A 15,420-nucleotide genomic window follows, 5' to 3' on the forward strand; every position below is an offset into this window, starting at 1 on the left:
CATCAAAAATTAAATTGCTTAAGTGCTTCAGGCATGCCTTGCGCAATCGCAGCCTGTTCTTTTGCAGCGTATGTAGCCGCATCCCACAATTCCAAGTGACTTCCCATCCCAAGCAATATCACTTCTTTTTCAATGCCAGCTGCAGCACGCAACTCTGGACTTACCAGTACGCGACCGGCACTATCCAAGTCCATTTCTGCTGCGTTACCTAAAAAAATACGGCGCCACCAATGGGCATCCATCGGAAGTTGCGCAACTCTTGCTCTGAAGGTTTCCCACTCAGGCCTGGGAAAGAGAAGCAAGCAGCCATCGGGGTGTTTTGTGAGCGTGATGCGGCCCTCGCCTTGTACCAACAAGGCGTCACGATGCTTAGCCGGCACAGACATGCGACCTTTTGCATCTAAATTGAGAGCTGACGCACCTTGAAACACCATTTACCCCACTTTTTCACACTTCCTCCCACTTTAGAGGATCGCACTAATAGGGTCAAGTGTTTTTAGGAGTTTTTTAGGAATTTCTCTAGTGTTTACAAACACTTAGCGTCATGTGTTGAGAAAATGGTGATAATAAAATAGCTACTTGAAACAATGGCTTGGAAAATATACTTAAGAATAGATCTTAGCTATTGCACTAGATAATGCCTAAATATACTGTATTTAAAAACAGTAATACGTAAAAAAATATCTCAAAAATTAATCAGAGATGAGTTTTGAGAATTAAAACCTATTTCCGTATTAAATTTTATAAGCAGTGGTGGTCATTACCCTGGACATCGCCTGCATTAATTTTTGAATCGGTTCTGGCAAATTTGCACCGCCAGCATTTTTTGCGGCTTGTCCGTGAGCAATTTCATCAATGCGCATTTGATTCACAATTGCACGAGATCGCTGATCTTCTTTTGGTAGTTTTTCGAGATGACTTTCTAAGTGATTCTCGACTTGTTTTTCAGTTTCAGCAACAAAACCTAAACTCCACTTATCGCCCGCTAAACCTGCTACCAAGCCGATTGCAAAGGATCCCGCATACCAAAGTGGATTGAGATAACTAGTGTGTGACCCAAGCTCTTGAAGACGAGTTTCACACCATGCCAGGTGATCCATTTCTTCTTGCCCTGAGTGATCTAACATCTCCTGAATTTCTGGGTTTCGAGCAACCAATTTTTGCGATTGATAGAGCGCCTGCGCACAAACTTCACCCACATGATTGACTCGCATGAGCCCTGCTGCATGTTTGCACTCAACCCCATCCAAACCGGAATTACCCCCAAAATCAGATCCTGGGGTTGGTCTATGCGCATGAGCACCTCCGACCATCGACCGAAGGGCGGTGTCAAACTCCAGAATGAGGCGATCTATCGGGGACATGCGCTTAGAAAACTAAACCAAAACCTCTGCTTTGCAGCTTTGTTTGGTCTTTAAACCCAGCTCCGCCAAGAGCTCACGGTCCTGTTCTGCCTCAGGATTACCGGTAGTGAGTAGTTGCTCACCATAGAAAATCGAATTAGCTCCAGCCATGAAGCACATGGCCTGAACTGCTCTACCAAGCTCCTGGCGACCAGCAGATAAACGTACACGGGCCTTAGGCATCGTGATCCTTGCAACCGCAATTGTTCTTACAAACTCCAGCGGGTCCAAAGGCTTTTGCTCAGCTAATGGCGTACCAGCTACTGGCACCAAATGATTAATAGGGACTGATTCTGGGTAGGGGCTCAAATTCGCCAAACGGGCCAAAAATGCGGCGCGTTGCTGTCTAGATTCACCCATGCCAACAATACCGCCACAACAAACGGACATGCCAGCGGCGCGGACATTAGAGATCGTATCCAAACGGTCTTGGTAGCCTCGGGTTGAGATCACAGAGCGGTAAAAATCCTCGCTGGTGTCTAAGTTATGGTTATAAAAATCTAGGCCAGCCTCTTGTAGTGCCTGGGCTTGATCTGCCTCCAGCATGCCTAAGGTGGCACAGGTTTCCAGACCCAAGGCTTTTACACCCTTAATCATGGCTGTCACTTTTTCAATATCGCGGTCTTTGGGTTCGCGCCATGCGGCACCCATACAGAAACGGTTAGAACCGGCGGCTTTAGCAGCTTTGGCAGCCTCTAAGACCTCTTCTAAGCCCATTAACTTCTCAGCCTTAACGTCGGTGTCATAACGAGCAGCTTGAGGGCAATAACCACAATCCTCAGGACAACCGCCCGTCTTAATTGACAACAAAGTGGCTAATTCAACATCACCCTCTGGGAAATAGGCTTTATGAGTCTCTTGAGCCTTCAACATCAATTCATTCAAAGGAAGTGCAAATAAGGCTTGAATTTGAGCCACTGACCACTCGCCAGTTGCCTCTCCCCCTGCGCTTACGCCCTGATGCAAATCCGCTTTAGATTTGAATTGGGTTAAGGGTTTTTCAACGGTTTGAGTGTCCTGCATGGGTAAATTCCAGAAAATGAGGGGATTCAAGGCATAAACATAACAGATACAGGCCTGAATTTGGAAAAACTAGTGGTCAAATATCAAACATGAAGGTTATTTCTGATTTAAATCAAGCCCCCCTCGTTAATCGCAGCCTTGCAGCCGTCTGGCATCCATGCACGCAGATGAAACAGCATGAGTCCTTTCCACTGGTTGCCATTACAAAAGGTAAGGGTGCCTGGCTCTATGACGAAAACGGAAAAGCCTTACTCGACTCCATTAGTTCTTGGTGGACCAATTTATTTGGCCACTCCAACCCACGCATCAATCAAGCCATTACCACGCAACTCGAAAAAATTGAGCATGTAATGCTCGCCGGATTTACGCATGCGCCCGTAGTAGAGCTATCTGAAAAACTGTCTGCACTCACCAATCACCATTTAGGCCATGTCTTTTATGCCTCCGATGGTGCGTCTGCAGTAGAAATAGCGCTCAAGATGAGTCACCACTACTGGCAACTCAACGGCAAACCACAAAAGAAGAAATTTGTTTGCTTGGAAAATGGTTATCACGGGGAAACACTTGGTGCATTAGCAGTAACGGATGTTGCTATTTTTCGGGACGCCTATGGATCGTTATTGCAAGATGTCTTTACCATTACATCACCTGATGCACGCAAAGCAAAAGCTGGTGAGAGCGCAGAAGATGTAGCAAGATATGCAGCAAAACAACTCGAAGAATTATTTGTAAAAGAACATGGCAATATTGCTGCCATTATTGTCGAGCCTTTGGTGCAGTGCGCAGGGCAAATGGCCATGCACTCTTCCGAATATCTACGTTTAGTCAGGGATTTATGTGATCGCTACGAAGTACATCTGATTGCAGATGAGATTGCGGTGGGCTGTGGGCGGAGTGGCAAGTTCTTTGCCTGTGAGCATGCTGGTATCTGGCCAGACTTCTTAACCCTGTCCAAAGGAATTAGCGGCGGCTATCTTCCACTGTCACTCTGCCTTACGACAGACCAGATATATCAAGCTTTTTATGGCGATCAAATCCAGCAAGGGTTTTTACATTCTCATTCTTATACCGGTAACCCACTAGCGTGTGCTGCCGCACTGGCTTGTTTAGAGATTTTCGAAACTGACAAAGTATTAGAAAAAAATATTGAGCGCTCAAAGGATTTAGCAAATGCATTTGCGTGGGCAAAAACGGATTCCCGCATTGAGCATTGGCGCCAGCAAGGAATGATCTTGGCATTCGATATTAAAAATGAGTTTCTGAAAAAGCCTAAGATGTTTGCGCGAACGATGTTCTCAAACTGTTTAAGCGAAGGTGTATTGATTAGACCAATCGGCAATACTATCTACATCATGCCACCGTATATTTTGTCTGCAGCAGAAACCATTCAACTAGGTCATGCCGTGCAAGCTGCCCTTGAGAAAACCCTGGCATGACGAGCGCATATCAAGCCTTAAAGTTGGCGCAAGAGCAGATTGCAGATCTTGAGTTGCAATTACTCAAACGCAAACTCAGAGCAACAGAATCTCCATGCGATACCAAAGCTTTAGTTGATGGACGCGAGCTCAAAGCATTTTGTAGCAATGACTATTTAGGACTAGCAAACCATCCTGCGTTAATTCAAGCGCTTACTGAAGGCGCTCAGAAGTATGGGGTAGGCAGTGGCGCCTCCCATCTCATTAGCGGCCACAGCAGGGCTCATGAGCTGCTTGAAAACCAATTGGCCTCTTTTCAAAAGCAACACATTCCGAATGCGCGCGCCCTATTTTTTAGTACCGGCTATCTCGCCAACCTTACCGCCATCACAGGTCTAGCGAGACTTGCGCCACAAAAATCCACCAGCATTTATTCTGCAAAGCTCAATCATGCCTCTTTAATTGATGGCATTCGTTTAGCGGCTGCTCAGACTCAAGCAAATGTCGTGCTGTTTGATCATACGCATCTTGACTCATTAAATGAATTACTGAAAACAGATCAACATCCACTAAAGATTATTGTTACTGATGGCGTCTTTAGTATGGATGGTGACCTCGCTCCAGCTAAGGAATTGTTAAAGCTTGCTGAGCAATACGATGCACTATTGCTTGTGGATGATGCTCATGGTTTCGGAGTATTGGGCAAACAAGGTCATGGCATTTTGGAGCAGGAAAATATCTACTCTGATCGCCTTATTTATATTGGCACTCTTGGAAAAGCTGCAGGCGTCAGCGGCGCCTTTGTTTGTGCACAAGCCACTTTTATTGAGTGGCTCATTCAAAAGGGTCGCCCTTTCATTTACAGCACCGCAACGCCACCTGCGATAGCGCATACACTCTCAAAGAGCTTGAAAATCATTGAAGGGGACGAGGGCAGCAAGCGCCGCACTCAACTCAATAAACTGATTCGCATCTGGCAAGATGAAATGCAATTTTCTCAATGGGAAAAGGTGTCTTCTTGTACCGCCATTCAGCCCGTCATTTTGGGCAGTAATGCCAATGCTCTGCTCGCCGCTAAGTTACTTGATGAAGCAGGTTATTGGATTCCTGCTATTCGCCCTCCTACCGTACCCAATGGCAGTGCAAGATTACGCATTACGTTCTCTGCTAACCATGGCGAAGCAGATGTGCGTCAACTCATTGATACCTTAAAGACCATCGAGCAAACAGTCCTTCAAAAGGGCTCTCATGAGTAAGGCCACAGGCTTCTTTGTCGCCGGTACAGACACCGAGGTTGGAAAAACGCTGGTGAGCGGCGCTCTCATTCTGAAACTACGCGAACAGGGAATGAAAGCGATTGGCTTTAAACCGGTTGTTGCTGGAACTTATCAAGATGCACAAGGCCACACTCTGAATGAAGATTTAGAAACACTGCGCATCGCCTCAAACCTCAGCTCCACTGAATTGAGTTTGTGTCCTTATGTATTGAATCGACCGGCTGCTCCACATTTGGTAGCGGCCCATCAAGGGCTGCAACTTGAAATGAGCCTGATCTTACAGAGCTTTCAAAATGTTCAAGACCGGGCAGATTGCGTTGTGGTTGAGGGCGCCGGCGGCTTACTTATCCCCCTAAATGAGCGGGAAGATTTGGGGACTTTCGCCCAAGAAATTAAATTTCCCATCATCCTGGTGGTGGGCATGAAATTAGGCTGCATTAATCACGCCCTCCTAACTTGTGAGGCAATCAAAGCGCGTAACTTAAATATTGCGGGATGGGTAGCGAATACCCTATCCACAGAAATGCCTCTGCTTGAAGAAAATATTCAGACTCTACAAGCCAGAATAGATACCCCATTTTTGGGCCTCATTCCAGAGCTTCCAAAAGAACTCCAAAAAGCCGATAACAGCCCATATTCAATTGAAGCCTTGGGTTTTGCTGCAAAGCACATTCAATTACCCGACAATTAATTTGCGGTAATTTAGCCCAAAAGGCATATCCAAAGACTTTCGGATAAGATGAAGGGATGCATTTATCCCCAGAAATTATTGACTCCGCGGAAGCCATTCAAGAAATTCGACGCAATATTCATGCGCATCCTGAATTGCGTTTCGAAGAAAATCGCACTGCCGATCTAGTTGCGGAAGCGCTTTCTAGCTGGGGAATTGCCGTCTACCGCGGCATGGGAAAAACAGGTGTCGTAGGTCGTTTAGATGGTGACTTAGGCCCCGGAAAAATGATTGGTTTGCGCGCTGATATGGATGCGCTTCCATTGCAGGAGCACAACAACTTTGCTCATGCATCAACAAACCCCGGAAAAATGCATGCTTGTGGACATGATGGTCACACAGCAATGCTACTTGGAGCGGCGCAATATTTATCAAATCACCGCGACTTCAAAGGCACGGTGATTTTTATTTTCCAGCCAGCAGAAGAAGGTGGCGCTGGTGCGAATGAAATGATTAAGGATGGACTTTTCAAAGAATTTCCATGCGACGCAGTATTTGGCTTGCATAACTGGCCCGGCTTGGCAGAAGGTCACTTTGGAGTGACCTCCGGCCCAATGATGGCCTCAAGCAATACTTTTGAAATTACCATCACAGGCAAAGGCGGTCACGCCGCCCTACCCCACAATAGCGCAGATCCAGTCTTTGCTGGCGCCCAAGTAGTGCTTGCATTACAGAGCATCATTACACGTAATAAGCGTCCTGTAGATGCTGCTGTTTTATCGATTACGCAATTTCATGCGGGTGAAACGAGCAATGTCATTCCGGATAGCGCCTTCATTGGCGGTACGGTACGTACATTTACTTTGGACGTCTTAGATTTAATCGAGCAACGTTTACGAGAAATCGCTCATAGCGTTGCAGGGGCGTTTGATTGCCAAGCAGAAATTACGTTTTCTAGAAATTACCCGCCTCTTATTAATCATGCCAACGAAGTGGAATTTGCAACCGAAGTCATGAGTGAATTGGTTGGCAAGCAGAATGTCAATGCTTCAATCGATCCCACAATGGGCGCGGAAGACTTTGCGTTTATGTTGCTAGAGAAGCCGGGCTGTTACGTATTCTTAGGTAATGGGGACGGCGATCATCGCTCAGTAGGTCATGGCATGGGTCCATGCCACTTACACAATCCCTCTTACGACTTCAATGACTCCTTGATTCCAATCGGCGTGAGCTATTGGGTCAAACTAGCTCAACGCTTCCTAGAAAAAAACTGAGTTCTTTCAAACTTTCTCTTCAGCTATTGAATTAAGAATTGGTAAATTTAGCTGGGCGCTTTTCCATGAACGCAGCCATGCCTTCTTTTTGATCACTCGTTCCAAAGCAAGCATGAAAGAGGCGGCGCTCAAAATGAATACCTTCAGACAAGGTAGTTTCATAAGCAGTGTTGATACTTTCCTTCACCATCATTGCAGTTAACAAAGGCATATCTGCAATTCCTTTGGCAATTGCTTTAACTTCTTTCAGCAAATCTGCTTGTGGGAAGATCCTGGCAACCAAACCGGAGCGCTCAGCTTCAGCGGCATCCATCATGCGGCCCGTCAAAGCTAGATCCATCGCTTTTGCTTTGGATACCGCGCGAGGTAAGCGCTGTGTACCGCCAGCGCCTGGGATAATGCCCAGCTTTACTTCGGGCTGAGCAAACTTAGCATTATCCGCCGCCATGATCGTGTCGCACATCATGGCCAACTCACAGCCACCACCAAGGGCATAGCCAGAGACAGCAGCGATTACAGGCTTACGTACTTTTTTGATCTCTTCCCAGTTACGGGTAATAAAGTCACCGCGATAAACATCTTTTAAACCGTACTTGGCCATTGAAGCAATATCCGCTCCAGCAGCAAATGCCTTTTCACTGCCAGTAACGATCATGCAACCAATATTGTCATCCGCGTCAAATGCCATTAATGCAGCACCAAGCTCTTCCATGAGCTGATCGTTCAAGGCATTTAACACTTCAGGGCGATTCAAAGTAATGGTGGCAACCTTACCATCCACTTCAGTCAAAATAGTTTTGTAGCTCATGAATTTCTTTCGGTGAAAAGTATTAATTAACGTGGCAACAACAACCACATCCTGCCATTTTGTTTCATACGACCTGCCATCTCTCCAGCAGCATCTCCGGATCCCCAATAGTAGTCGGCTCTGACGCCACCCACAATTGCTTTACCCGTATCCTGTGCCATCACCAGCTTTTGCAAAGGCTGACTACTTAATGGTTTGGTGGCTGCTAAAAAGACAGGCGCGCCCAGTGGCAAGGCTTGTAAATCTACTGCAATACTGCGCTCAGCTGTGAGCGGAACACCGAGGGCGCCATTTGGGCCTAAATCAGCAGAGAGATTGCCAGGTAACTCTTTAAAGAAAACAAAACGGGGATTGGCGTTCAGCATTTCATTTACTTGGCCGGGATTTCTTTTAGCCCATTGTGAAATGCCTTGCATCGTCGCTTCACTACGTGTGATTTCTTTGCGATCTAACAACCACTGAGCAAAGGATTTAAAAGGCTGATCATTGGTGCCCGCAAAACCCAGACGCAGGATGCGTCCATCCTCAAGACGAATTTTTCCAGAACCTTGAATTTGCATGAACGCTGCTGCTACTGGATCCTGCACCCAAGCAATTTCAGAGCCCTGCAACACACCAGAACTCATTAGCTCGGCACGGCTTGGGCCTGGGTTGGGCTTAGATTTGCGCCAAGCATTAGGATAGCCGTAGAGCGGCACGTTATAAGCACTCGTACGAGTTTGTGAGCCATTCATTACTGGTTCGTAATAACCCGTGATCAAGCCCGTGTCACTACCGGAGCTATTGCGAATTTCATAAGCTTGAAAATTATTTTCAAAATATTTACGAATAGCCTGCGTATCACGGCTTGATACATTGGCGGCCTGGGCACACACTGAGCGCCAGTTCACATCAGCACTTTTCTTACGCAAAGCATCGCAACTTTTTAACCAAGCAGGCCAAGCCTGAGACAAGTCGTCTTCCTGCCATCCAGGCAAGGCTTGCCAAGAGACAGCACTAAAGCTTGCAATCGAGGAGCTATAGCTTGATGGCGAAGTGCCAGAACCACTAGAGCGATATCCCGCCCCCCGAGTGGGAGGCGTAGAACATCCAACAATCAAGCTAGTTATGAGGATAGCGAATACACTTAACGGAACTAATTTAAATTTAGAAATCATGATTGCCAATTTACTCGATGAATACCCAATGCTACTGTTTGCTTTCGAAGGCGCTGTTGCCTTAGGACTTTTGTTATTTATTGTTCTTTGGACAGGCAAGGGCAAAAAATAACATTCTCACCACCCTACGTTAATGCAGAGTACGTGGCATCACCAGGGCAAACTCTGGGATGGGGGCCTGAAAGAACTGGGCATCCTCAGTGACACAAAAATACTCCCCACGCATTGTTCCGGCCGGAGTGGGCAAGGTTGCCCAGCTGGTGTACTCAAAGTGCTCTCCAGAGCGTAATAGCGGTTGCTGCCCAACAACGCCCAGACCTCTGACCTCCTGGACATCGTTATCCCCGTCTGTAATGAACCAATGGCGGGCAATTACCTGAATACTGGCAGTCCCCGTATTGCGGATAGTTACCGTATAAGCAAAGGCAAATTGGCGGTTATCGGGGTCAGATTGCTCAGGAAGGTACTGGGCTTTGACCGTAATGCTCATTTCGTGGGGATTCATGGACGAATTCTGCTCCATCCTAAGGCCAACTGCAAGCTAGAATCTAGGGATGGAAAGCCAAAAATCATCCTCAAATAGTCAATTTGTTATTGCCCCATCCATTTTGTCGGCTGACTTTGCCTGCCTTGGCAAGGAAGTTCAGGACGTTTTAGTGGCAGGCGCTGACTGGATTCACTTTGATGTGATGGATAACCACTATGTGCCCAACCTCACCATTGGCCCGTTGGTTTGTGAGGCGATTCGTCCTTATGCAAATAACGATGGCAAACCTGCGGTGATCGATGTGCATTTAATGATCGAGCCGGTAGATCGTATCGTCCCTGACTTTGCCAAAGCAGGTGCCAATTTAATTAGCTTTCATCCCGAAGCAAGTCCTCATGTCAACCGCACATTGAACTTGATTCGCGATCAAGGATGCCAAACGGGTCTCGTTTTGAATCCAGCTACACCACTGGATCATCTCGATCACACTCTGGAATTACTTGATCTGGTTTTGCTGATGTCAGTCAACCCAGGCTTTGGTGGCCAGTCATTTATTCCGAGTACCCTTAATAAAATTGCTCAAGTACGCACACGCCTTGATCGCTACCAGACAGAGACTGGTCGACACATTCGTCTTGAGGTAGATGGTGGAATCAAAGTCGATAACATTGCAGAAGTAGCGCGAGCAGGCGCAGATACTTTTGTTGCAGGTTCTGCAATTTACGCACAAGAAAATTATGCAAAAGTAATTCAAGCAATGCGCACTGAATTAGGAAAGTCAGGAAAAGCATAATGCAGCTTGAAGAATTTAACGCCCTAGCAAAGCAGGGTTTCAATCGTATTCCCCTGGTCAAAGAAGTTCTGGCAGATCTAGAGACTCCGCTATCACTCTACGTCAAGCTGACTCAAGCGTTTGGCAAGACCAATACCTACTTATTGGAGTCTGTTTTAGGTGGCGAGCGTTTCGGCCGCTTCTCCTTTATTGGCCTGCCGGCCAGGACCATTGTCAGAACTGTTGGCACCCCTTCAACACCAGTCAACGAAGTAGTGACTGATGGAAAAGTAGTTGAGACAAATACTGATAATCCACTCGATTTTGTGGATGCTTATTTCAAGCGTTTTAAGGTAGCTTTACAAGCTGACATGCCCCGCTTTTGTGGTGGTCTTGCCGGCTACTTTGGTTATGACACCGTTCGCTATATCGAGTCACGTTTAGCCAAACATCAACTTCCAGATGAATTAGGTGTACCCGATATTCAACTGATGTTGACTGAAGAGTTGGCAGTGATTGATAACGTTGCTGGCAAAATTTATTTGATTGTTTATGCAGATCCGAGCATTGCTAATGCTTTTGAAAAAGCACAAGATCGCTTAAAAGAATTACTCGCTTGCCTCAGTAAGCCAGCAAATATGCCGGCATCTTTACCAAGCGCTAAAACTGAACTCATTCGTAAATTCAAAGTAGCAGATTTTGAAAAGGCAGTACTCAAAACTAAAGAATACATTTTGGCTGGCGATTGTATGCAGGTAGTTATCGGTCAGCGCATTAGTAAGCCATTTACGGACTCACCATTAGCTCTCTATAGAGCTTTGCGTTCGCTCAACCCATCGCCATACATGTATTTCTATGACTTTGGCGATATGCAAATTGTTGGTTCATCTCCCGAGATTTTGGTGCGCCAAGAAAAACGGGCTGCCGAGAAGATTGTGACCATCAGACCACTGGCTGGCACCCGCCCTCGCGGAGTCAATCCACAGGAAGACGAACGTTTAGCCAAGGAACTCTTGGCCGACCCCAAAGAAATTGCTGAGCATGTGATGTTGATTGATTTAGCCCGTAATGACGTGGGCCGCATTGCCAAAACAGGCTCAGTCAAAGTCACCGACTCCATGTCTATTGAGAAATACTCCCACGTTCAGCACATCGTGAGTTCAGTAGAGGGCCATCTTTTGGACAATATGAGCAATATGGATGTATTGCGAGCGACCTTCCCAGCGGGCACCTTATCAGGTGCGCCAAAAATTCGGGCAATGGAAATCATTGATGAGATGGAAATTGTGAAGCGTGGTGTTTATGGTGGCGCAGTGGGTTACCTGTCTTTCTCAGGCGATATGGATGTGGCCATTGCCATTCGTACCGGTGTGATCCGTGATGGCATGCTGCACTCTCAAGCAGGGGCTGGCGTCGTTGCCGACTCTGATCCGACTCCTGAATGGAAAGAAACTGAAGCCAAGGCTCGCGCGGTATTGACTGCGGCAGATTTAGTACAAGGAGGACTCGATGCTCCTAATGATTGATAACTACGATTCTTTTACTTACAACCTTGTTCAATACTTTGCAGAACTAGGTGAAGAGGTCAAAGTCTTTCGCAATGATGAAATTGCTGTGGAAGATATTGCCAAACTGAATCCAGCGCGCATTTGCATCTCACCTGGGCCATGCAGCCCTTCTGAGGCAGGTATTTCAGTCGACACCATCAAGCGTTATGCAGGTCAAATTCCAATCCTAGGAGTTTGCCTTGGACATCAAGCTATTGGTGAAGCATTCGGCGGCAAAGTCATTCGCGCCCAAAAAGTCATGCATGGCAAGACTGACAGCATTCATCACACTGGTGTCGGTGTGTTTAAAAATTTGCCCGATCCATTTAAGGTCACTCGTTATCACTCACTAGCCATTGAGAAAAGCTCCTTACCTGCAATGCTTGAGGTAACAGCGACATCATCCGATGGCGAGATCATGGGCGTACGCCATAAAGAGCTAGCGGTTGAGGGCGTGCAATTCCACCCAGAATCTATTCTTTCTGAGCACGGTCACGCCTTACTCAAGAATTTTTTACAAAACAAATAAACAGTCTGCCAACAGCGCCATGTCAATCACTCCGCAAGAAGCCCTCCAACGCTGCATTGAACATCGAGAACTATTTCATGATGAAATGACAGCCATGATGCGACTCATCATGAGCGGTGAAATGGCACCAGAGTTGGTAGCCGGATTGTTGGTTGCCTTGCGCACTAAAAAAGAAACTGTTGGTGAAATCGCTGCTGCCGCACAAGTGATGCGTGAGTTTGCTACCTCAGTAAAGGTGGATGACCGCAAGCACTTGGTGGATGTGGTGGGCACAGGCGGTGATGGCGCTCATACATTTAATATTTCTACTGCAGCGATGTTTGTGGCTGCGGGAGCGGGTGCAAAGATAGCCAAGCACGGCAATCGCAGCGTGAGCAGCAAATCAGGTAGCGCAGATGTATTAGAAGCGCTTGGCGTAAATCTGGCTTTATCCGCTGATCAAGTCGCCACGTGCATCACTACTGTTGGTGCTGGCTTTATGTTTGCGCCGAACCATCATCCGGCGATGAAGAATATAGTTCCCATTCGCAAGCAACTCGGTGTCCGGACTATCTTCAACATCCTTGGCCCTCTTACCAACCCCGCTGACGCTAAACGGATTTTGATGGGTGTATTTCATGCTGACCTAGTCGGCATTCAGGCGCGTGTATTACAAGCTTTGGGCATGGAGCATGCGCTCGTTGTGTACGGGCGAGATGGTCTGGATGAAATTTCCTTAGAGGGCCCAACCTTAGTTGGCGAACTTAAAGATGGCATAGTGCGTGAATATGAAATTCATCCAAAAGATTTTGGATTAAATGCCGCGCCCACCAACAGCTTTAAAGTGGCTAATGCTGAAGAGTCCAAGCAGATTGTCTTGGATGTGCTCGATGGCAAACCCGGGCCTGCAAGCGATATCGTCTGCCTTAATGCCGGCGCCACACTATATGTAGCTGGAGTAGCAAAAGACATTGCTAGCGGTATTACCCTGGCTAGAGCAGCCATCACCTCAGGAGCGGCACGTCAAAAGTTAGATACTTTTGTTGTAGCAACCCAATCTCAATAATTGATTATTCATGAGCGATATCCTCGATAAAATTGTTGCCACTAAAAAGATTGAAGTAGCTACCTGCCTGCAGAAAATATCGCTTGCCAATCAACGTGGGCAAGCTGAAGCCAATAATCGTGATGCCCTTCTAAAGCCAAGAGGCTTTATTCAGGCTATTGAGAACAAGATTTCTGCCGGCAAGGCAGGAGTCATTACTGAAATCAAAAAGGCAAGCCCAAGCAAAGGTATCTTGCGTGAGAATTTCATGCCGGCAGACATTGCCCAGTCCTACGAAAAGCATGGTGCAGCCTGTTTATCAGTACTGACTGATGTGGATTATTTCCAAGGATGCAATGCCTATCTGCAACAAGCTCGTGCCGCCTGCAATATTCCCGTTTTGCGTAAAGACTTCACCATAGATCCGTATCAAGTCTACGAAGCTCGTGCGATTGGCGCCGATGCAATCTTGCTGATCGTGGCTTGCCTAGAATTAAATCAAATGAAAGAGCTTGAAGCCTGTGCACATGAGCTCGGTTTAGATGTGTTGGTCGAAGTTCACAATGCCCCAGAATTAGAGCAAGCGCTAGAACTCAGAACACCTTTACTTGGTATTAACAATCGAAACCTTAAAACCTTTGAGGTGACACTGCAAACCACCCTCTCTCTAATGTCCATGGTTCCGGACAACAAAACCTTAGTAACAGAGTCTGGCATCTTGAGTCACGCTGATGTAGAGCTCATGCGCAACAATCAAATCAACGCGTTCCTGGTTGGGGAGGCATTCATGCGGGCCACAGATCCAGGGACAGCGCTTAGTGAGCTGTTTTTCTAGTCTTTCGCAATAGATCTAAGCAGTATTTGATCAAAGAGATCAGTAGCAACGAACCCAGCACATCACCAATAAACATCACCAAGAAGTGATTTACAGTGCCTGTATTTTCTAAAGCCATCACTGAAAACCACCACTGATGTAAGCCTGCAGAGAGCAAGGCATAAATCAAAATACAAGCAATGAGTTTAGGGAAATTGAGATTACTTAAGTCTGACTCAAGGCGAAGATTGCTAAAAACAAAAAATCTAGCCAAATAAGGCGCAAATCCCGAAATTAATCCAACGCCAATACACAGCGTCAAGTCGTGCGGGAAATCGCCGTAATAGCTAATTAAAAATGAGGCTATAGCAATTCCAATGGCGCCGGGTAAACCAAAAATAAAGGTCAGAAATAAGCGGAGGCCAGCAGGTAGATAAATCCAACTCACCCCTAAGCCAAAAGTAATACTGTTGGTAAACCAGCTATTGCAATAAAAAAGAAGTGTGTACGCCATCGCACTAATGGCGCAGCCAAAAATCCATTCCGAATAACTTGCCAATAATTTAAACATTGCGATTAGTATGGATTAATTATTATTGATGCGCATCAATTGCTAAAATCAGACCAAGGGAATATACTAGTACTAGCCATACAGCTAATAAAAAATAAATATTAATATGTCATCTACTAAACCGTCACCCTACATCAAGTTCCTTAACTTGATTGATGCTCTCGATCGAATCAACCCAGGTAAGAAGCTGGACTGCATCGAAGAGAGTTTGCTCGATAAGATTGTTTCTTGCGCCCATGCCAAGCAAGCAATTTTGGTTGGTGATTTGATTTCCATTTCAGACCTAGGCTCACAAGCTACATTGCATGGTCGCCTTAAAAATCTCAGCGCCTTGGGCTATATCAAAATGGCTGCCAATGCCGATGGTCGCAAAAAAGAAGTATTGCCCACCAAGATTGCTCTAAAGCGCTATGAAGAAATTTCTAAATGCTTAGAGAAGGCAGCAAAAGCCTCTTAATTGTTAGAGCAGCACTGCATAAGCAAAAAAGCCCTGAAAAGGGCTTTTTTTAATGGGGTGGATTCAACTACGAAGTGCAACTTTGAACAACTAGTTAAGGAGGCTAAGGATGTTTTAGTATCCAAAGCTTCTAGACCTGCAAGTCAAAGTAGCCATGACCTATCAACACCTTAGCCAAACTGAACGATATCA

The 15,420-nt window shown here is 46.3% G+C and carries 17 protein-coding genes; 10 read left to right on the forward strand and 7 right to left on the reverse strand.

Going from position 1 to position 15,420, the window contains the following annotated elements:
* Positions 1–2 precede the first annotated feature (2 nt).
* From mraZ to bioB, 3 genes are all read right to left on the reverse strand, one after another.
* Positions 3–431, reverse strand: coding sequence for a division/cell wall cluster transcriptional repressor MraZ (mraZ, locus tag VC182_RS06550; RefSeq protein WP_068320686.1), 429 nt, complete (start codon positions 429–431; stop codon positions 3–5).
* 303 nt (positions 432–734) lie between these two features.
* A complete protein-coding gene (gene coq7, locus VC182_RS06555) occupies positions 735–1,364 on the reverse strand; it encodes a 2-polyprenyl-3-methyl-6-methoxy-1,4-benzoquinone monooxygenase (RefSeq protein WP_323484879.1) in 630 nt (209 codons plus the stop codon).
* Positions 1,365–1,376: 12 nt separating this feature from the next.
* Positions 1,377–2,426, reverse strand: coding sequence for a biotin synthase BioB (gene bioB / locus VC182_RS06560; protein WP_072583402.1), 1,050 nt, complete (start codon positions 2,424–2,426; stop codon positions 1,377–1,379).
* A gap of 89 nt (positions 2,427–2,515) precedes the next feature.
* Between bioB and bioA the strand changes: the two genes are divergently transcribed.
* The 4 genes from bioA to VC182_RS06580 are packed head-to-tail and all read left to right on the forward strand — an operon-like array spanning position 2,516 to position 7,062.
* Positions 2,516–3,862, forward strand: a complete 1,347-nt coding sequence (bioA, locus tag VC182_RS06565) for an adenosylmethionine--8-amino-7-oxononanoate transaminase (protein WP_323484880.1) — start codon at positions 2,516–2,518, stop codon at positions 3,860–3,862.
* Positions 3,859–5,097: an 8-amino-7-oxononanoate synthase gene (gene bioF, locus VC182_RS06570; RefSeq protein ID WP_323484881.1), complete on the forward strand. Its 1,239-nt coding sequence runs from the start codon at positions 3,859–3,861 to the stop codon at positions 5,095–5,097. The genes bioA and bioF overlap by 4 nt, the downstream gene beginning before the upstream one ends.
* Positions 5,090–5,809 (forward strand): dethiobiotin synthase, encoded by a 720-nt coding sequence (bioD, locus tag VC182_RS06575; protein ID WP_216121530.1) that lies wholly within the window; start codon positions 5,090–5,092, stop codon positions 5,807–5,809. Before bioF ends, bioD begins: the two co-directional genes overlap by 8 nt.
* A gap of 56 nt (positions 5,810–5,865) precedes the next feature.
* Complete coding sequence (locus tag VC182_RS06580; RefSeq protein WP_323484882.1) at positions 5,866–7,062, forward strand: M20 aminoacylase family protein; 1,197 nt, start codon at positions 5,866–5,868, stop codon at positions 7,060–7,062.
* Positions 7,063–7,093: 31 nt separating this feature from the next.
* Here the strand turns inward: VC182_RS06580 and VC182_RS06585 are convergent, their stop codons facing one another.
* From VC182_RS06585 to apaG, 3 genes are all read right to left on the reverse strand, one after another.
* Entirely contained in the window at positions 7,094–7,870 is a 777-nt protein-coding gene (locus VC182_RS06585; protein WP_216121527.1) for an enoyl-CoA hydratase, read from the reverse strand.
* 26 nt (positions 7,871–7,896) lie between these two features.
* Positions 7,897–9,027, reverse strand: a complete 1,131-nt coding sequence (locus VC182_RS06590) for a murein transglycosylase A (protein WP_216242844.1) — start codon at positions 9,025–9,027, stop codon at positions 7,897–7,899.
* A 130-nt stretch (positions 9,028–9,157) separates the two neighbouring features.
* Positions 9,158–9,532 carry a Co2+/Mg2+ efflux protein ApaG gene (gene apaG, locus VC182_RS06595; RefSeq protein ID WP_072583449.1) on the reverse strand — a complete coding sequence of 125 codons (375 nt, stop codon included), beginning with the start codon at positions 9,530–9,532 and terminating at the stop codon, positions 9,158–9,160.
* Between the two features lie 49 nt (positions 9,533–9,581).
* On the opposite strand from apaG, the gene rpe reads away from it, so the two are divergent.
* The 5 genes from rpe to trpC are packed head-to-tail and all read left to right on the forward strand — an operon-like array spanning position 9,582 to position 14,221.
* A complete protein-coding gene (gene rpe / locus VC182_RS06600) occupies positions 9,582–10,307 on the forward strand; it encodes a ribulose-phosphate 3-epimerase (protein WP_323484883.1) in 726 nt (241 codons plus the stop codon).
* Entirely contained in the window at positions 10,307–11,812 is a 1,506-nt protein-coding gene (trpE, locus tag VC182_RS06605) for an anthranilate synthase component I (RefSeq protein WP_323484884.1), read from the forward strand. Before rpe ends, trpE begins: the two co-directional genes overlap by 1 nt.
* Positions 11,796–12,362, forward strand: a complete 567-nt coding sequence (locus VC182_RS06610) for an aminodeoxychorismate/anthranilate synthase component II (protein ID WP_072583411.1) — start codon at positions 11,796–11,798, stop codon at positions 12,360–12,362. Before trpE ends, VC182_RS06610 begins: the two co-directional genes overlap by 17 nt.
* A gap of 19 nt (positions 12,363–12,381) precedes the next feature.
* Positions 12,382–13,407, forward strand: coding sequence for an anthranilate phosphoribosyltransferase (gene trpD / locus VC182_RS06615; protein WP_323484885.1), 1,026 nt, complete (start codon positions 12,382–12,384; stop codon positions 13,405–13,407).
* 10 nt (positions 13,408–13,417) lie between these two features.
* A complete protein-coding gene (trpC, locus tag VC182_RS06620) occupies positions 13,418–14,221 on the forward strand; it encodes an indole-3-glycerol phosphate synthase TrpC (protein ID WP_323484886.1) in 804 nt (267 codons plus the stop codon).
* Here the strand turns inward: trpC and VC182_RS06625 are convergent.
* Complete coding sequence (locus VC182_RS06625; RefSeq protein ID WP_216242853.1) at positions 14,202–14,771, reverse strand: hypothetical protein; 570 nt, start codon at positions 14,769–14,771, stop codon at positions 14,202–14,204. The genes trpC and VC182_RS06625 overlap by 20 nt on opposite strands.
* 106 nt (positions 14,772–14,877) lie before the next feature.
* Between VC182_RS06625 and VC182_RS06630 the strand changes: the two genes are divergently transcribed.
* A complete protein-coding gene (locus tag VC182_RS06630) occupies positions 14,878–15,228 on the forward strand; it encodes a hypothetical protein (protein ID WP_216154347.1) in 351 nt (116 codons plus the stop codon).
* The last annotated feature ends 192 nt before the right edge of the window (positions 15,229–15,420 follow it).

It is taken from the genome of Polynucleobacter sp. AP-Nickl1-40-C4 (assembly GCF_035012665.1).
Classification (GTDB): domain Bacteria; phylum Pseudomonadota; class Gammaproteobacteria; order Burkholderiales; family Burkholderiaceae; genus Polynucleobacter.